Raw genomic sequence first — 18128 nt, 5'->3', positions numbered from 1 at the left:
GGCCGGAAAAAATATCCCCGGCCCCCTCCATCCCCCGCCAACGGCGGTTTCGGAGGAACGGATCACAGCCAACGGTGAAGCTTGGCCTGTATCCACGCTACCTTCGACCATGACCCCTCCGGGGCCCGGCCAAGAGCGGCGCCATTCGGCGACGCATCTTGCGTCATTACAACCTCCAGTCCTTCTCGACACTGCTGCCGCCCTTCCCCATGTGACCGGCTTTCCCGGCCTCGAAGTACTACGGCGGCTCCGCCCCATCTGAACCATTCGGCGGTCGATGCGCCTATCCCGGTCGACAGGCTGGCAGCCCGCCTTCCGGGAACCAACTCAGATGGTTCCCACGTTCACTGAAATCCGTTCGGCGAAGGAGGAGTCCGACTCTGTCCCAGCAGCATCGCCACGAATACGCCGCAGACCTTCTTCGTGGCCTCTCCGCGTGGATATTGAATTCCCCACGGAAAGTTCTCTTCGCTTAGCAAGCGTTGAGACGCGCTGCGCCCGGCCCAAATCCGCCAGATTTCGAGCCGGTGTCACAGTTAAAGAACGTAACTACGCCGGTTCCTCGCGTGCTCCTCTTCGTCATCGCTCCCCGGACCTACGCCATCTGGCAGTGCTGACGCACCCCGGGTTTGTCAAGGCTGCTCCCGCCCTCCTCGGCATCACCCGGATCAGGCTGCCCTCAGCTTCGCCATCCTGCTGCGACAGGACAACGGTGCAGGTCTTTCACCTCCACACGGACTCACAGCGCCTCGTGGCGCACTCAAAAGATGTGACACCAAACCCGGTTCGCCGTTCCACTCCTACTGGCAGGCCAGGGCGTGAGACGGCGCGATCGGCTGGGGAAAGAGGCGGGTCTGCAAACGGTCTGGCGGATCACCTCGCGTACCGGCTCGCTGCGCGCGGTGCCGGCGACGATGTCGCGCCGCGGCCGGGCCTCGGGGGCGGACTTGCATCGAGACCACCGCCCGCCATTTCCGCGCCTCGACCACCGAGGTCGCCGAGCCGGCCGACCGCGCCCTCGGCCACTGAAGCCGCACCGTGCCGCCCCTTCGGCCGGTCGCTCGTCACAACGAGCAGTCCTGCTCCCGGTGGACGTCGAGTGCGCGGAGCACGTCGGCGCAGGCTTCGGCGAAGCTTGCCAGCCGCTCGGGGCCGAGCACGTCGATGAACAGGGCGTGGACCATTTCGGTGTGCGCCGGAACGGCCGAGTTGATGGCCGCGTGTCCCTTGTCGGTCAGCAGGACATCGGGGTAGCGGCGGTCGGAATCGACTCGCTCGACCAGTCCGCGTTGCGTCATTCGGGTGAGCTGGTGGGACAGGCGACTCTTCTCCCACTGGGTGGCGGCGGCCAGTTGCGCGATGGGCATCCGCCGGTCCGCCGATTCCGCGAGCCTGACCAGGACCTCGAAATCGGCCGCGGACAGCTCGTGGTCGCGCTGCACGTGCTGTTGCAGGTGTGAGCCGAGGTGCTTGGACATCTCGATGTAGGTGCGCCACATCCGGTCGGCCTGGCCGAGTTCCTGCTCCCATCCCATGACGGCCATGGTACCCGCTGGTTGACGTATCAACCCGGCGCGGTACGGTGACCAGGTTGATGCATCAACCTAATTCGAGGGGGTTGTTCCGATGAGTGAACAGCAGATCATCGCGGTGGTAGGCGCGACGGGCGCTCAGGGGGGAGGCGTGGTCCGCGCGATCCTGGCCGATCAGAGTGGGCGGTTTGCCGCGCGGGCCCTTACCCGGGACCCGGGTTCGGCGCGGGCCGAGGAACTGGCCGCGCTCGGGGCCGAGGTCGTCGAGGCCGACCTCGACGACGCGGCCGGCCTGCGCGAGGCGTTCAAAGGCGCGCACGGCGTGTTCGTGGTGACCAACTTCTGGGAGCCGCGCACGCACGAGGAGGAGCAGGCGCGTCCCGCGACCACCAGGGAGCTGGAGCAGGCCAGCAACGCGGCGCGGGCCGGCCGGGACGCCGGCGTGCGTCATTTCATCTGGTCCACGCTGCCCGACACCCGGGGCTACTTCCGGCCGGGCGACGGCACGCCGACCTTCGGCGGCACGTACAAAGTGCCGCATGCCGACGGCAAGGCCGAGGCTGACCGGCTCTTCCTGGAATCGGGGGTGCCCACCACGTTCCTGCAGGCGAACGTGTACTACGAGGCGTTCCAGGACATGTTCGCGCCCCGGCGCGACGAGCAGGGCGCGCTGGTGCTGCACCTCGGATTCGGCGACGCGCGGGTGCCCGCGCAGGCCGCGGAGGACATCGGCAGGACCGCGTTCGGCGTTTTCCGCCGCGGTGAGGTGCTGGCCGGCAGGAGGGTGAGCGTCGCCGGCTCCGTGCTCACCGGGGACCAGTACGCCGCCGCGCTGGGCCAGGCGCTCGGTGAGGCGGTGACTTATCAGGCGGTCGGTCCCGACCAGATCCGGGCTGCGGGCTTCCCGGGCGCAGGGGAGGTCGGCAACATGCTCCAGTACCTGATCACGGCCGAGCAGGACATCGTCGACCTCATCGACGGCGAGCTGCTACGCGAGCTCAACCCGCGGTTGCAGTCCTTCGACACGTGGCTGGCCACCCACCGGGACGCCATCCCGCACTGACCACCTCCAGCCAGGGCGGGGGTGGCCGCCCGCGCAACCGCCGCCGACACCGGCCGGGAGGCGGCGCTGACCGCCGCCGAGACGGCCCGCGCCGAGACCGGTCGGGTGCGCACTGAGCTGTCCGGGCAAATCGCCGAGCTGCGCGCCGAGCTCGCCAGCCAGTATGCGGCCGTGTGCCGCGCCCAGGGCGAGGAGCAGCGGTGAGCACCGGCCACCTCCCGGCGCTGCCCGGCCAGGGCCCGGTGCGGCGGCTCGCCGCCGCCACATCGCCCGGCCCCACCCTGCCCGCAGTCAGCGCATACGGCCGGGACCTGCGGTGACCTGGCTGCCCGAGCTCCGCTCCGGAGCCGCCGAGACGGCCCGTCTCGGGGGTGCGGCGCTGGGCTGAGCGCCGCCGAGCGCGCCGCCCTCAGCGAGTCGGCGGCCGCCCGGCTGCCGCTGGCGCGCGCCCTGGGGGCGGGCTGCCCGGCGGCCGGGCCGATCGAGACCTGGCTGAACGGCCTCGACAACGACAACACCCGCGCAGGCTACGCCGCTGACGTGCGCGCGTTCGTCGAGCTGCTGCGGGCCCACCCGCAGCAGGGACTGACCACCGTGAAGGCCTGGACCACCTATCTGTCCCGGCCCGGAACCAGCATCGTGGCCGAGTCCGGCTACCCCCTCAGCCTGGATGAACCGCTGAAGATGGTGCACGAGCGCAACCCCCCGGTGCCTCGGCGGCCCAACGCCGACTTCCACGACCACGGCGTGCCCTTCTGCGTCGCCGCCTTCCACTGACCCCGGAGACCTGAAGACTCCTTTCGGAGATCCCAGGCCGCCGCTCTCACCACCGCCCGCACGTCGCCGAGGTCGTCCTCACCTCGGTGGAGCGCCAACTGCGCACCCCTGCCGCGGAATGGGAGGTCATCCTCGACAGCGGGGTCGTGGCCAACTGCCGGTTCATGGTCCCCATGAACCGCTCGATCTTGCCGTGGCCGTGCGGCCGGCCCTTCTTGCCGAACGTCGGCCGCACACGCAGATCGGCCATCACCTGCTTCCAGATGGGAGGAGGTGAAGTCGCTGCCGTGATCGAGATGGAATGCCTCGGGGATCCCGCACACGTGCCAGGGCGGCTCGGCCTTGCGCCAGATCGCCTGCCGGAACGCCAGCGCGGTGGTCACCGTTCCTTGATCGCCGCTTCTACCAGGGCACGTGCTGCCCAGGTGATGGTCTCCTGTTCGGCCTGGGGGCCCAGGCCGCGGACGTCGCGCAGGGCGATCTGTGCCTCCCAGCCGACCACGATGGTCAGGGCCGAGATCAGGCGCTGGAATGACTCCTCGCTCAGGGTGCTGCGGAGCGGTTCGCAGGCCCGCTCCAGCCATCCCACCCGGCGCTGGGTCCGGCGCGGGGCGGCCGGCCCTTGGGTGTCGTTCACTGGCATATCGACGGTCAGGCGGATCAGTCGGCGGCCCAGGGGAAGCGATTGCGGTGAGTACTCCAGCAGGGTCCGGATGAGGGCGTCTACGCGGGCTGCGGCATCGGTGGCGAGCGCGGGGTCGGCCAGTGCCTGCTCGATCGGGGGTTCGTTGATCGCGCCGGCGGTCGCGTCGATCAGCAGGTGGTCGAGAGTCGGGAAATACGTGTAGATCGTGCGACGTGACACGTCGGCGTCGGCGGCGATCTCGTCGATGGACGGCGTCGCGCCGCCGGTGCTCAGCCGGACCGCCGCGTCGACGATCGCTTTGCGGGTGCGGCGGCGCTGCGCTTCGCGCCCGCCGCGGCGGACTGGGTCCCCACTGGTCATCGTGTCCTTTCATCCCTCAGGTCGATCGGGTTGGCCGGCGGCTGTATTGACGGCCGCTCACGACTTGAGTATACCTTGATGCATTAACTGCACAGCAGTGCAATTACTGCACTTCTGTGATTCTCTGAGCGAGGCTTAGGTCGTACGCAGGCAGGGCTAGCGCACTGCGCGGGCTCCCTGCCCCCATGCATCTTTTGGGGGCAGGGATCAACAGCAGTGAACGGTCTTTCCTGGCTGTCGTGCCTTCCATGTCACGAACCGGCCGGGCTGTTCGTCTTGGGGCAGACACCTACGTCGAAAGGAGATGGTCATGCGGGTGTTCGTGGCGGGAGGAGCCGGGGTGTTAGGGCGGCGACTGGTACCGCAGCTCGTGGCGCGTGGCCACCAGGTGACCGCGACGACAACGAGACCGGCCAAGCTGGGCCTGCTGGAGCAGATGGGCGCCGAGGCGGTCGTGATGGACGGGCTGGATGCGAGTTCGGTCGGCCAGGCGGTGACCCAGGCCCGGCCGGAGGTGATCGTGCACCAGATGACCGCCATCTCCGGCAAGCCCGATATCAAGCACTTCGACCGCTGGTTCGCCACCACCAACCGGCTGCGTACCGAGGGGACGGACCACTTGCTGGCTGCCGCGGAAGCGACCGACGTGTCCCACTTCGTCGCGCAGAGCTACGCCTCCTGGAACGGCATCCGTACAGGCGGATGGGTGAAGACCGAGGAGGATCCGCTGGACCCGACGAGCACGGGCAGGGGGGCGGAGGCGATCCGCCATCTGGAGGACGTGGTTCTCAAGGCCGGCGGCGCGGTTCTGCGGTACGGCGCGTTCTACGGTCCGGGCGCCACCGACGATCAGGCCGAACTCGTGCGCAAGCGGCAGTACCCGGTCATCGGTAACGGCGCCGGGCACAGCTCGTGGGTGCATCTCGACGACGCGGCGAGCGCCACCGTCCTGGCCGTGGAGCAGAGAGTCAAGGGCGTGTTCAACATCGTCGACGACGAGCCGGCCCCAGCCGCCGAGTGGCTGCCCTACCTGGCCGCGTGCGCGGGAGCCAAACCGCCGGTGCGGGTCCCCGTCTGGCTGGCCCAGCTGCTGGCCGGAAGGACGGCGGTGGCGATGATGACCGAGGGGCGCGGCTTCTCCAACGCCAAGGCCAAGCGGGGGCTCGGCTGGCGGCTGCGCTACCCCTCCTGGCGGCAGGGTTTCAAGGAGGAGTTGGCGTGAGCCGCGCCTCGCAGCACGCCTTGATGCCACATCCATCGTCTCCACTTCGAGCAAAGGAACAACCGTCATGATTCTGATCACCGGAGCCAACGGCGTCGTCGGACGCAAGACGTTGAACCTGTTGCTGCAGGAGGGCGCGGCCGTCACCACGGTCACCCGCAATCCCGGCGAGGCCCGGCTTCCCGATGGCGTGAGAGTCGTCAGTGGTGATTTGTTTCGTCCCGGATGGATTGAGGCGGCGCTGGAAGGAGTGGAAGCCATACAGATCAGTCCGCGTGCCACCGGCCCCGGCCTTGGCGACCTGCTGAAGCTGGCCGCCAAGCAAGGCGTACGGCGCGCGGTGCTGCTGTCGGCCACCACTGTGGAGTATCCAGCGGGGGAAGCCCGCTTCGCTGCCCAGTTCAAGCTCGCCGAGGACCTCGTCACCAGCTCCGGCCTGGACTGGACGGTCCTGCGCCTGGCCGACTTCGCCGCCAACGCACTGGCCTGGGCGCCCCAGATCAAGGCCGGTGATGTGGTGCGCGGAGCGTACGGCCAGGCCGCCACCTCGCCGATCCACGAAATCGACATCGCGGCCGTCGCCGTACAAGCGCTCCGGACCAGCGGGCACACGGGTTCGATTTACACACTGACCGGACCGCAGTCACTGGACCAGTTCGAGAAAGTGCGGCTCATCGGCGCCACCATCGGCCGGGAGCTGTCCTTCCAGGAGTTCCCGTCCGAGCAAGTACGACAGGGCATGCTCGCGCAAGGGCTGCCCGAGGAGGTCCCCGCCCGCTTGCTCGGTTCCCTGGCCGACTACGCCAACCGCCCAGGCCCCACCACCAGCACCGTGGAAGACCTACTGGGTCGACCCGCACTCACCTTCGCCGACTGGGCACGCGACAACGCACCCGCCTTCGGCGGGCTGATCACCACCGGGCAGGCGTCGCCCACTCTCTGACCGCCCTGACGCATAGACACCCCCGCCCCGCTACTCGGCAAGGAGAGACATCATGCACAACACCCACCAGATCGTGGTCATCGGCGGCGGCTACACGGGCATGTTCAGCGCCATCCGCCTGGCCCACCGTACCCGGCGGCTCAACGTCCAGACTACGCTGGTCAACCCTTCGAGCCGGTTCACCGAGCGGCTGCGGATGCACCAGATCGCCGCCGGGCAGCGCCTGGCCGACCACCAGATCCCCGACCTGCTTGCCGGAACCGGCGTCACCTTCGTGCAAGGCGCCGCCACCGCCATCGACACGGACGCGCGCCGGGTCGTGGTGGACGACGGCGCGGCGACGCTGGACTACGACACCCTGGTGTATGCCGTTGGCAGCTCGACCGACACCGGCAAGGTCCCCGGCGCCGACATTCACGCGTTCACCCTCAACAGCCCCCAGATCGCCGACCGGTTCGCCACCCGCCTCACCGAGGTGGCCAAGGCCAACGGCGCCGTCACCGTCTGCGGCGGCGGGCTCACCGGCATCGAGGCAGCCGCCGAGATCGCCGAGAGCCATCCCGGCCTGAACGTCACGCTGATCAGCCTCGACGAGCCCGCCACGATGATGGGCGGCAAGGCCCGCGCCTACCTGATGCGTGCCATCGAACGGCTGGGCATCACGCTCAAGGTCGGCGCCAAGGTCACCAAGGTTCTCCCCGACGCGGTCGAACTGGAGGGCGGCGAACTGCTCCACTCCAGCGCCTGCCTCTGGACCACCGGCGTGAAGGTCTCGCCGCTCGCCGCCGACGCCGGGATCGCAGTCGACGAGCGCGGCCTGATCCTGGTCGACGCCACCCTCCGGTCGACCTCCCACCCCGAGATCCACGCGATCGGCGACGCCGCAGCGGTCCGCCTGGCCTGGGGGCAGATCCACGGGACCTGCCAGAGTGGCATGCCCACCGCCCAGTACACCGCCGACGCCATCGCCCGCCGGCTGCGCGGCAAATCGGTCAAGCCGTTTCGGTTCGGCTACTTCCACCAGCCGGTCAGCCTGGGCCGTCGCGACGCGGTCATCCAGTTCACCAAGGCCGACGACACCCCCGGCCGCTGGTACCTCACCGGCCCGGCCGCCGTCGCGTACAAGGAGACGGTCAGTGGCAGCCCTCTCACGACGTACCGCCTCAGCAAGCGCATGAACGTCACCACCATCGTCTCGAAGGGCGGCCGCGCCTCCCGCAAGCCCGCGGCCTGAGGGCGAACGTCTTACTACGTATTAGGGGCATGACGAGCATCGGAACTGTGATTCTTGGCCTGCGGCCCGGTTGGGCCTGCCACGCTCGGCGCTGGCACTTGGTATGACCCACATTTGGAACTGGCGCCCGGTACAGGGCTGCCTTGTTTTCGAGATGTCTGCCGAGTGCCGGCGTCGGCCTGGCCCACCCCGTTGGCTTGATCAGCAGCTCGTCCGCCGCTCGCGGCGTGACTCGTCACAGTTTTGCCGCGTGGTGATCCCATTCAGGCCGACGCCAACCGCAGTCGCCTCTGAAAGGGAGACAACCGCATGTCCATGCTGGCAGAACAGGTCGATGGCGTCATCAGGGTCGACACTCACCGCGACACCCTGGCCGCCGCCGCGGTCAGTTCACTGGGAGCCGTCCTTGCCCACGCCGAGGCGACCACCGACGCTCACGGCTACCTTCGGCTCCTGGAGTTCGCCCGCGAGCACCTTCCCGGTCGACGCTGCTGGGCTCTTGAAGGAACCGGTAGCTACGGCGCGGGCCTGGCCACGTTTCTGCAGGCCTGCGGCGAAAAAGTGGTGGAGGTCTGTCGCCCCGGGCGACCAGCTCAACGTGGCGGTCGCAAGACCGATGCCCTGGATGCGATCCGCGCCGCTCGTGAGGCGTTGACCAGCGAGCATCTCATCCAACCCCGCCGCCGCGCAGAACGCGAGGCGCTCAGGGTGCTCCTGACCACCCGCCAGGGCGCCGTCAGCGCGACTACCGCGGCGATCAACCACCTAAAGTCCCTGGTCGTCTCGGCACCCGACGATCTGCGCGGCGAAATCCGTTCCATTGGCGGCAAAGCCCAGATCAGCTACTGCGCCAAGCTGCGAGACCGGCCCTGTCGAACCTTGGAACACCGCATGACCGTCCGGGCCCTGCGCTCCACGGCCCAACGCATTCAGACGCTGCGCGCCGAGGCCAAGGCACTGGAAGGGGAGATCACAGCCCTGGTCAACGAGATCAAGCCCGAACTGCTGCAGCAGGTCGGCGTGGGGGCCATCAGCGCGGCGCAGATCCTCATCAGCTGGTCTCATCCCGGACGGTTTCGCTCCGAGGCCGCCTTCGCCGGCACGGCTCCCATCCCGGCATCCTCAGGTCTCACCAACCGCCACCGGCTCAACCGCGGCGGCAACCGCCAGCTCAACCGGGCGCTACACACCATCATCCTCGTCCGGGCTCGCGTCGACTCCGACACCCACGCCTACATCGCCCGCCGCGTCTCCGAAGGAAAAACCCCACGCGAAGCCCGTCGCTGCCTTAAAAGAGCCCTCTCCCGGCAACTATTCAAGCTTCTCGAACGCGACCCAGACCCCCTCCAGGCAACCGCTTGACAGATATAGCAGCCTCGAAAAGTCACGCTAAGGGCACGTGATCATGGTTCTTACCGTGACCGGCCGTTCCGTTGTGCTGGACCCTCAGCTGGGACGGGGTGACACAAAGGTACGTAGCGAGCATCGTGACCTGCGGGAACAGGCCCCCGGTCGTTAGCGTGGCGCGAGATGCCGGAGTAATCCCGAGACGTTCAAGTCCGAGACCCCTGCCCGTGACGGCCAGAGGCAGGCAGCCCGCTGCAGTGGGCTGACCTGGGGCGATAGGGCTCAGCGTTAGTTCCTCAACCCCCGCCGCATAGCTGAGATCGGGCGGTGGCGGTCGGCGTGGACTTGGTCACCCTGGTCGGCCGTTGGGATCCAGGTCAGCGGTGATCGTGGACGTGATCTTCTCTAGCACAGTGGTGTAGAGGTGCCGTTTGTCCGGGCGTGCCTTGCCTGCGGCGTGCCTGAGGGCAGGGATCGTCGGCGCGCCGAGGAGCACGAGTCCGTCGGAGGTGGCCCTTCGGACGGCGGGGTGGGAGTGCATGAGCAGGTCGACCAGTGCGGGGATGGCTGGCTTCCACGCCGCGTGGCACAAGGTCTTGACCGCCGAACGCACAATGTCGGGTTGCCGGTCGTCCAGCAGCAACAAGGTCTGTTCCAGGTAGTCCCCGTGGTTCATCACCTTGCGGGAGATCCGGTGGGCGTGGAGCCGGACTCTCGCCTCGAGATGGCCGAGCGACTCGACGAGTAGTTCCTTGAGCTCGGGATCGCGATCCGCTGGCTGGTCCGCGTCGTGTCGGCGCAGGCGGGCGGGGGCGTCGTCGTAACGCTCGGCGAGCAGGGTCAGCGCCCGGCGGATCTGCTCGGGGCCGCCGGTACGGGCCAGGCGGAGCAGTTCCGCCCGGGGCGGCTGTTGTTCCCGAGCGGCCGCTTGTGGGACACGGGTTCGGCTGCGAAGTGCCGAGAGAGCGGCGACGTCCTGCTGGGCCGCATGGGGAGGGCGTAGCGGCCCTTCCGCCAGCACGATTTTGTCGGCCAGGTCGTCGCGCCCTTCTTCGCGTAGCCGCTGGCGCGCCCTTACCAGCGTGGGGGTACGCAGCAGCGCAACGCCTGAGATGAGATCAAACAGGCCCCAGGCTCCGGCTTCGAGACGGCCGGACAGGGTCTCGGCCAGGACGTCGGGGGCCGCCTTCCGCAACGCCCGCTCGGCTGACGCATGAAGGGAGGGTCCGCCATGTTCCCACCATGACAACAATAGGGGGATGAGTCGTTCCACGTCCGGCGGGTCCAGATGGGCGGCGACGCGGGCGATCCGTTCGCAAGCCGCGTCGGCGCCGGAGTCATGCTCGCCGACCTCGCGCATTTCGGTCTCGCTCATGAGGGTCAGGGCATGCGCGAGATCCGCGGTGATGCTGAGGTCGACCCGGCCGTAGAGGAAGGCACGCAGCACCGTGAGCCGGAACTGGGGTTCGGGCCAGCTCAGCAAGGCACCGGCCGCGGCTTCGCGTTGATCCTGCACGGGATCGTCCAGCATCTCCAGCAGGCGTTCATACAGGACCGCTGAGCGGGGCTGGCCCCGATCACCGGGACGAGATACACGGGCGGTTGACGTGGACCGGCGGGCGTCCTCCGTGATGGTCCACGATGGCGCGTCGAATGGCTGCAGCTCGATCATCCAGTCCAGCAGGACGTCGCGCACCTCCGTGTCGGCGGCCGGGAAGACGCAGATCAGTGCGTTGAGCCGGTCGCGTGAATCCGCTGGGCGTCCGTCGCGACCAGCACAGGCGCGGTGTCCGTGGGAGACCTCGTCAGAGTCTTGGGAGTCGAGACCGTCTACGGGCCGGTCGGCGACGCGGAATCGCCGGAGGGTGTCGGGTGCGCGGGCGGCCGCAGCGATGGCCTCCCGCCATCGGCGTACGGCGGGGCGCTCGTGCGTCTCAGCGCTGCTGCTCGATGCGGCGGTGATCGGTCGCGGCAGCCCGAAGGCCTCCCGCAACACCTCCTCTTCAGCCAGCCACGGGTTCGCGCCCGCGCGGGCGGCGGCCAGCGCCCGCCCGAGATCGGTGCGGGTCAGCACTGCGCCGCATCGGCGCAGCAGCATCAGCGCGGACCGGCTCCCCGCGGCCTCCGGCGGCAGCGTGCGAATCCACGCGGCGATGTCGAACACGTCGGTGGAGGACAGCCGCGCGATCGTGTCTTCAAGCAGTGTGAGGAGATGGTTGCGGTGAGCATCGCCGATGTCGGCCAGCCCTGCGACCAGCGTCCGTACCGACCGGGCGAAGGTCTCCGTCTCGCTGGCTGTCCACGGCGGGGGGCACAGCTGCAGGGTGAACCGCAGGACTCGGCTGCGATGTTCTGGCTCTTCGGCGGCCAGTTCCAGCCAACGTGCCAGCATCGGCCGGAGCCGGGTCAGCCGTTCGGTGGTTGGCTCGTCGAGGCCCAGCTCGTACCTTTCCGCAAGGCGCCTTGCGGTCTCGGTGTTCCAGCCGTGGCTCGCCAGGGCGTCGAGATCGGCGGCTGGCCGGGCGGCTGGCGGTGTGATGCCGTGGGCTGCCATCCGATCTGCCAGTTCCGCAGCCGTACCCGCACTAAGGGTGAGTTGGCCTGCGGCGACGAGGGAGAGCAAGGTGGCCCCTACCTGTGCCCCCTGGTCGGCGAGCGCGCCGACGGCACGGGCGGACAGTGAGCCATCGAGTCCGGCCAGTAGCAGGTCACGGGTACGGTTGTCGCCGGCGCGGTCGGCCGCGGCGACGACGGTGGCGGCGTAGGCGTTGCCGAGGATTGTCCGCAACGCCTCGATGAGCGCGGCACGCAGGCCCGGGTTGTCGTGCCGGCCGAGCCAGAACAGCAGCTTCGGCACGGCCACCGGGGCTCCGGCGTGGATCAGCGCGGTCGCGGCGGTCTTCTTGACGTTCATGTTGGGATGGTCGAGACAGGCCGCGATCGCCGCTGCGGCCCAGCACGCGCGCGCGTGCCCGAGCGCGAGCAGCGCCTGCCGTACGGTCTGTACGTCGGGGGCGGTGGTGAGCGGGATCAGGCTTGCCGACAATGCCTGTGCGTCCTCGCCATCGGCGTCGCGGGCGAGTAACGCGATGACGTGCTTGCGGACATGGCGGTCACGGTGGCGTAGCAGCGGATGTACTCGTGACCGGATTGCGCGGTGGGAGGTCTGGAGGAGCAGGCTGAGCAGGATCATTTGCTCAGCCGCCATGAGCGCGGGGCGGTCCAGTAGATCGAGCGCGATGCTCGCGACGAGCGCGTCGCCGGCCTCCCGCGCGTCCGCGGCGTCCAAAAGACAGCGCGGCCGGATCTTCCCCCTTGCGTGGAGGCGACCACCTAGGTCACCGATGGCCGCAACGACTTCCGGCGGCACCGCCGGTTCGCCGCTGCCGCCGGACGCGCCCGGCGCCCAGGAGGCCGCGAGGTCGGACACGACCCGCAGCAGCAGGTCGGCGATGGCGGACACCATACTGGAGCTGCCGTTGCGTGCCAGCGCGCACAGGGCGGCCACGGGCTTATCCGGGTCCAGGCCCGCGCGGAGCAACGCCAGTTCCCGTTCGTCCGGGCCGCCGAGATCGGCGGCGATTCGACGAGGCAGATCCTGCGGGTCGAGCCGAACCAGGATCGACTGTCGCCGGTCGGGGTCCTCGGTGAGATGCCACAGCACTTCCAGGGCCCGGTGGCGAACCGGTCGCAGGTAGGACACCACGGTGCCGACAGCGTTTCTGCCGTGTGGTCCGTCCAGGCCTAGCCCGTCTCGCAGCGCTGTGACCGTTCGGGCTCCGCCCACGGCTTCAAGAGCCTCCAGCGCCGCCGTCGGTGACCGGGTTAGCGCGGCGATGACGGCCTCCTCGGCGGTCGTATGGCGCAACGCGCGGATCGCTCGCAAGAACGGGCGCGGATCCGGCGCGGTGCGCAGCAGATCAGTGACCTTCTCACCCACCGGCAGATCCACGGTGCCCTGAGCGGCCAAGGCGACCAGGAGTTCCAGCCGCCGCGGCCAGTGCGGATCGTCCACGGCCGCCGCCGTCAGCTCCTGGAGCGTCTCGCGCCGGCACGTGAACAAGATGGCGGCGACCTCTCCCGCAGGGATCGAGTGGTCGGCGATGCCCAGGCTCACGATCGCCGGCGCGTCGTCGCCTGCTGGGAAGTGCCCACGCCGGTGTAGGCCGCGCAGGCACCGGACGACCGGCCCGGCGAGCAAGAGCGGGTCGGTGGCAGCCAAGCCCACGAGGTTGCGGATGTCGTCGCGGCTCGCAAGGTCCCCGAGCAGCTCCAGCGCGCGCCGTCGGAGCACTGGGGGCCGATTTCGGTCGGCAGCCACGTCGCGGAGCACGTCCTGATGCCCGTGGTGAGCTGCGGCTTCGATCGCCGCGTCGGCCACTGCGGAGACGATGGAGTCGAGCCCGGTCTCGAGGAGTCGGTACAGGTGCTCTGGTGGCAGCGGATCCAACGCGGCCCAGGGCTCTGACAGCTCACGCAGCGCTGCCGCGGCGAGGTCGGCCGCGGCAGCGTCCTTGACGGGTTCCCCGGCGATCGATCCGGCGAGCCCCACCACGAGCGTCCGGGTTCGTGCCGGTGCCAGCAAGCCGGCGTGCGCGGCCTCGCGAGTAACCCGCAGAGCCTCCGCCCGCAACACAGGATCGAGCCGGTTCGACAACTCCCGGGCAAGACTCTCCGGCTCGTCCACGTCAGCCGCGCCGATCCCACGGACGGCCTGGTAGAGCAGTTCGCCCACAGGCTCGTCCCGCAAGGTCTCAGGCCGGTCAGCGATCTCGGCGCTCAGCCAGGCGATTTGGACCCGGGTCGGCAGATCCGCCCCGCGCCACTCCGGCCAGGGCCGAGGCCGGACGTAGGCCCGCAGCTGGAGGTAAAGGTGCGCCAAGACCAGCGTCGCCTCCGGCGGACCAGCCAGCGAGCCCGGCAACGACGCCGCGAATCCGGCCAGCTCGGAACGATCTTCATCTCGTCTCGCTTCAAGGCGTTCGGCTAGGCATACGAGGCCCAATCCCCGCAGTTGTGGATCCTCATGCCTGATAAGAAGCTGCAGGATGGCTGGCGGACACCTCAACGGATCAAGACTGGCTGATAGCCGCTCCGCATCAGCGCGGCGTATGGCGGTAAGGACCGTATCGTCGACTGACGTCACGCGCAATCAACTCCATCCGGGCCATCAAATAGCGCCAAGCGTAGCGAAACGGCTTCCACACCCGACGAGCCGACGGGTTCCGCGAAGCCCCCAAGCCCACATGGCCACCCGAACCGCACGAATGCTTCGGATTGAGAACGGCTCAGCCATGTCACAGAAACGATCGTTCGCGATACACAAAGATCAACATGGCGTTCCCGCAGGTCGTCTCTGTAACGCATGCCGTGTACGCGCCTATGGAACGCGCAACCCCCTTCGCGTTGCACTTCGATCATGAGAATCGGGGTAGCGCGTATCGACCCGGGACCAACACCCAGAAGCCCAGCAGGACGCGCTCCGCGCGGCCGGCTACGAGCAGATCTTCACCGACAAGGCCAGCGGGAAGCTCGCCCGCCGGCCCGAGCTCGACAAGGCCCTCCTCGTCGCGCGCGAGGGCGACCAGCTCGTGGTCACCAAACTCGACCGGCTCGGCCGCTCCCTGGAAAACCTTATCGAGCTGTCGGAGGAACTCCAGGAGCGTGGGGTGGCCTCGTCGTCCTCGACCAGGGCATCGACACCTCCACCGCCCCGGCGGGTGGACAAACTGGTCGAACAGCTCGGCATCAAACACATTTCCAAAAGCCAGGTCAGCGAGATGGCCAAGGTGCTGGACGCCCAGGTGGAGGCCTTCCGCACCCGAGCGTTGGACACCGGCCCGTACGCGTTCGTCTGGCTGGACGCGTTGACGCAGAAGGTGCGCGAGAGCGGGCGGATCATCAACGTGTACGTGTTGGTGGCCACCGCGGTCAATGCCAACGGCAACCGGGAGATCCTGGGGCTGGAGGTCACCTCCGCTGAGGACGGCGCGGGCTGGCTGGCGTTCCTACGTGGCCTGGTGACTCGCGGTCTTTCCGGGGTGCAACTGGTCATCTTTGATGCCCACACCGGGCTGGTCGGCGCGATCGGCGCGACCTTGCCCGGCGCGTCCTGGCAGCGCTGTCGTACCCACTCGCAATTTGTTGACGACCGTTCCGAAATCCGCCCAGCCCTGGGTGGCGACGCTGGTGCGCACCATCTTCGACCAGCCCACCGCCGAGCAGGTACGCACCCAGCACACCTGGGTGATCGACGCGTTGGAGGCCAAGTATCCGGCCGCGTGTGAACACCTGAACGCCGCCCGCGACGAGCTGCTGGCCTTCGCCGCCTTCCCGCGGGAGACCTGGAAGCAGATCTGGTCGAACAACCCGCAAGAGCGGTTGAACAAGGAGATTCGCCGGCGCACCGATGTGGTCGGGATCTTCCCCGACCGGCCCTCGATCGTCCGTCTTGTCGGTGCGGTTTTGGCCGAGCAGACCGACGAGTGGACCGAGGCCCGCCGCTACATGGGCCTGGACGTGCTGGCCAAAACCCGGCTACGCATGATCTGCGGCGACACACCGCAGCAGAATCCCATCCCGCAGACACTCACCGCTTAACCTGCAGAAATAGGATCACGCGGAGATCAACTCATACACCACTCCGCTGGACGTGACCCTCCCTATCTCACCTACAAAGCCAAGCAGGTCAGGGCTGTGCACGACCAACAGTGTCGAGTCAGCTTTTCGGCCCGAACATGGCGGGAGGTCGTGGTGACCATCCACACCATGATCCATCTCACCGCCAATGGCTGTCCCCGTGTTCCTCGACCCCGGAGCTGTTCGCCGCCGGCGAGCCGCTCGGCCCCGGCGGGCAGAGGGTGTTGCAGAGACATACAAGTCGATCTCAAGCGTGATCTTCTACACCTAGGGGTGTGAATACGATCCCTCCGCGGCAGCGCCGCTCACTATCTCGCCGTACCGTGCTCCTGGGCGGGCTCGGCGCCCTGGCCGCCATCGGCGTGCCGACCACGGTCGCCTGCACCCCCGATACCACACCAAACGCCGCCAACTTCGCACTGAGCGCCACCCTCACCGGCCACACTCACTTCGTCTTCTCGGTGGCCTTCAGCCCGGACGGCAAAACCCTCGCCACCAGCAGCGCCGACGACACGGTGCGGTTGTGGGACGTGGCCGGCCGCAACACCGTCGCCACCCTCACCGGCCACACCAACAGTGTCCACTCGGTGGCCTTCAGCCCGGACGGCGAAACCCTCGCCACCGTCAGCTCCGACAAGAGCGTGAAGTTGTGGGACGTGGCCGGCCGCAACACCATCGCCACTCTCACCGGCCACACCAGCGAGGTCTACTCGGTGGCCTTCAGCCCGGACGGCAAAACCCTCGCCACCGGCGGCCTCGACCAGAGCGTGAAGTTGTGGGACGTGGCCGGCCGCAACACCATCGCCACCCTCACCGGCCACACCGACACCGTCTCCTCGGTGACGTTCAGCCCGGACGGCAAAACCCTCGCCACCAGCAGCAACGACAAGAGCGTGAAGTTGTGGGACGTGGCCGGCCGCAACACCATCGCCACCCTCACCGGCCACACCGACATTGTCTTCTCGGTGACGTTCAGCCCGGACGGCGAAACCCTCGCCACCGTCAGCTCCGACAAGAGCGTGAAGTTGTGGGACGTGGCCGGCCGCAACACCGTCGCCACCCTCACCGGCCACACCGACCATGTCTATGAGGTGGCCTTCAGCCCAAACGGCGAAACCCTCGCCACCGGCGGCCTCGACAAGAGCGTGAAGTTGTGGGACGTGGCCGGCCGCAACACCGTCGCCACCCTCACCGGCCACACCGACAGTGTCAACTCGGTGGCCTTCAGCCCGGACGGCGCAACCCTCGCCACCGGCAGCAACGACAAGAGCGTGAAGTTGTGGCAGGCCCGCTGACCCAGTAGTAGCTCATCACCGCTTCAGCCCTACCGCCAAAATCCGGTCCGATCCTCCCCGGAGGCCTCTACGGGCCCACCATCACGGCGTCGGCCGACTGCCTCGCGCGCACGCGCGTAAGACCCCTCTCGAAACTCTCAAAACCCCTCCCGGTAGCGAGCGAACCGGGGTGGGCCCAAGGTGGTTAAAGCTGTCCGCCGCGCAGCGCTTCGATGCCGAGTTCCAGGTCGCTCTTGGCCAGCACGGTCTCGATTGTCCCCTTGGCGAGCTCGTCGGCCAGGGCGAGGATCGCGGTGGTCTCGGCTTGCATCTGCTCCACCAGGGCGGCGTAGCGCTCGACGACGGCGGCCTGCTCGGCAGGTCCGGCGCGGAGGTATCGGGCGGCGGTCTCCAGGTAGGTGTGGCTCAGGAGCGCCTGAACCTGGGCGGCATCGGCGCCTCCCTGGCGCAGGCGGGTGGCGTAGGTGTGGCGCAGCCGGTGCGGCCGCAGCCCGGGAAGTCCGACGTCCTGGCCGATGGCCACGATGATCTGGGTGACGGGTCGGCGACGGCCAGGCGCACGCGCAGCATGTCCGTCTCGGCGGTGTCGGCCAGGTCCAGCAGCCCGGCCAGCTGCGCGAGGCGCATGACGATCTGCGAGCCGCGCTCCTTGGTGACCGCCTTGTCCACGGCGGCCTCCAGGGCGGCCTCCACCCACTCCCCTGGGTGCGGGGCGCCCAGCGCGCGGGTCGCGGCGGCCAACTGCTTGACGTCGGTCGTCTCGATGTGGGCCGGGCGCAGCGGCATGTGCTCGTAGCGGCCGCCGGGGGCCAGCAGCCGGCCGGTACCGGCCTCGACGGCGTACCTGCCCTGGGTCGGGCGCAGAGCCGCGCCGATCCATGGTTTCAGTAGGTATGAACCAGCGCCACCCCGGGGCGGGACGGCCTGCATATCCGTTTTGCGTCAGCGACACTAGAAAGCCGACTGGGGCGGCGCTTGATCGCGACTTGGGCCGTCTGACGCATTCGCTTGATCGGCATGCCCTGGCCCTTCCCAGAGAGGCCCGCATGCCGAGGCGATATCCCCCAGAG

The 18128-nt window shown here is 68.6% G+C and carries 14 protein-coding genes and 1 pseudogene; 9 read left to right on the top strand and 6 right to left on the bottom strand.

Features of this window, described 5'->3' with window-relative positions; translation table 11 throughout:
- Positions 1 to 1064: 1064 nt before the first annotated feature.
- A complete protein-coding gene (locus tag ACSDR0_RS41385; protein WP_435294430.1) occupies positions 1065 to 1535 on the bottom strand; it encodes a MarR family winged helix-turn-helix transcriptional regulator in 471 nt (156 codons plus the stop codon).
- A 91-nt stretch (positions 1536 to 1626) separates the two neighbouring features.
- Here ACSDR0_RS41385 and ACSDR0_RS41380 point away from each other — a divergent pair, with 91 nt between their 5' ends.
- The 3 genes from ACSDR0_RS41380 (at position 1627) to ACSDR0_RS41370 (ending at position 3372) form a co-directional block, all read left to right on the top strand.
- Entirely contained in the window at positions 1627 to 2595 is a 969-nt protein-coding gene (locus ACSDR0_RS41380) for an NmrA/HSCARG family protein (RefSeq protein WP_435294429.1), read from the top strand.
- A 21-nt stretch (positions 2596 to 2616) separates the two neighbouring features.
- On the top strand, positions 2617 to 2799 hold the full coding sequence (locus ACSDR0_RS41375) for a hypothetical protein (protein WP_435294428.1): 183 nt from the start codon (positions 2617 to 2619) through the stop codon (positions 2797 to 2799).
- Positions 2800 to 3135: 336 nt separating this feature from the next.
- The gene (locus ACSDR0_RS41370) at positions 3136 to 3372 is read left to right on the top strand and encodes a hypothetical protein (RefSeq protein WP_435294427.1); all 237 of its coding nucleotides are present in this window, start codon (positions 3136 to 3138) and stop codon (positions 3370 to 3372) included.
- Between the two features lie 46 nt (positions 3373 to 3418).
- On the opposite strand, the gene ACSDR0_RS41365 is transcribed toward ACSDR0_RS41370, so the two are convergent.
- Positions 3419 to 3622, bottom strand: coding sequence for a hypothetical protein (locus ACSDR0_RS41365; RefSeq protein ID WP_435294426.1), 204 nt, complete (start codon positions 3620 to 3622; stop codon positions 3419 to 3421).
- Between the two features lie 129 nt (positions 3623 to 3751).
- On the bottom strand, positions 3752 to 4378 hold the full coding sequence (locus ACSDR0_RS41360) for a TetR/AcrR family transcriptional regulator (RefSeq protein WP_435294425.1): 627 nt from the start codon (positions 4376 to 4378) through the stop codon (positions 3752 to 3754).
- A gap of 310 nt (positions 4379 to 4688) precedes the next feature.
- Here ACSDR0_RS41360 and ACSDR0_RS41355 point away from each other — a divergent pair, with 310 nt between their 5' ends.
- From ACSDR0_RS41355 to ACSDR0_RS41340, 4 genes are all read left to right on the top strand, one after another.
- Complete coding sequence (locus ACSDR0_RS41355) at positions 4689 to 5600, top strand: NAD-dependent epimerase/dehydratase family protein (RefSeq protein ID WP_435294424.1); 912 nt, start codon at positions 4689 to 4691, stop codon at positions 5598 to 5600.
- A gap of 67 nt (positions 5601 to 5667) precedes the next feature.
- Entirely contained in the window at positions 5668 to 6543 is an 876-nt protein-coding gene (locus tag ACSDR0_RS41350) for an NAD(P)H-binding protein (RefSeq protein ID WP_435294423.1), read from the top strand.
- Positions 6544 to 6595: 52 nt separating this feature from the next.
- Positions 6596 to 7777 carry an NAD(P)/FAD-dependent oxidoreductase gene (locus ACSDR0_RS41345; RefSeq protein ID WP_435294422.1) on the top strand — a complete coding sequence of 394 codons (1182 nt, stop codon included), beginning with the start codon at positions 6596 to 6598 and terminating at the stop codon, positions 7775 to 7777.
- 309 nt (positions 7778 to 8086) lie between these two features.
- Positions 8087 to 9139 (top strand): IS110 family transposase, encoded by a 1053-nt coding sequence (locus ACSDR0_RS41340; protein WP_435294421.1) that lies wholly within the window; start codon positions 8087 to 8089, stop codon positions 9137 to 9139.
- Positions 9140 to 9473: 334 nt separating this feature from the next.
- On the opposite strand, the gene ACSDR0_RS41335 is transcribed toward ACSDR0_RS41340, so the two are convergent.
- Complete coding sequence (locus tag ACSDR0_RS41335; RefSeq protein ID WP_435294420.1) at positions 9474 to 14270, bottom strand: HEAT repeat domain-containing protein; 4797 nt, start codon at positions 14268 to 14270, stop codon at positions 9474 to 9476.
- Between the two features lie 319 nt (positions 14271 to 14589).
- Between ACSDR0_RS41335 and ACSDR0_RS41330 the strand changes: the two are divergent.
- Both ACSDR0_RS41330 and ACSDR0_RS41325 read left to right on the top strand, forming a co-directional pair.
- Positions 14590 to 15724, top strand: a pseudogene (locus ACSDR0_RS41330) (IS256 family transposase); the annotation flags it as partial.
- A gap of 314 nt (positions 15725 to 16038) precedes the next feature.
- On the top strand, positions 16039 to 17058 hold the full coding sequence (locus tag ACSDR0_RS41325) for a WD40 repeat domain-containing protein (protein WP_435294419.1): 1020 nt from the start codon (positions 16039 to 16041) through the stop codon (positions 17056 to 17058).
- A 184-nt stretch (positions 17059 to 17242) separates the two neighbouring features.
- Here the strand turns inward: ACSDR0_RS41325 and ACSDR0_RS41320 are convergent, their stop codons facing one another.
- Together ACSDR0_RS41320 and ACSDR0_RS41315 are read right to left on the bottom strand one after the other, a co-directional pair.
- Complete coding sequence (locus ACSDR0_RS41320) at positions 17243 to 17581, bottom strand: tyrosine-type recombinase/integrase (protein ID WP_435294418.1); 339 nt, start codon at positions 17579 to 17581, stop codon at positions 17243 to 17245.
- Positions 17464 to 17988, bottom strand: a complete 525-nt coding sequence (locus ACSDR0_RS41315) for a hypothetical protein (protein ID WP_435294417.1) — start codon at positions 17986 to 17988, stop codon at positions 17464 to 17466. Before ACSDR0_RS41315 ends, ACSDR0_RS41320 begins: the two co-directional genes overlap by 118 nt.
- Positions 17989 to 18128 lie beyond the last annotated feature (140 nt).

It is taken from the genome of Streptosporangium sp. G11, assembly GCF_051192615.1.
Taxonomy (GTDB): domain Bacteria; phylum Actinomycetota; class Actinomycetes; order Streptosporangiales; family Streptosporangiaceae; genus Streptosporangium.
This window is presented reverse-complemented; position numbering and strand designations above follow the sequence as displayed.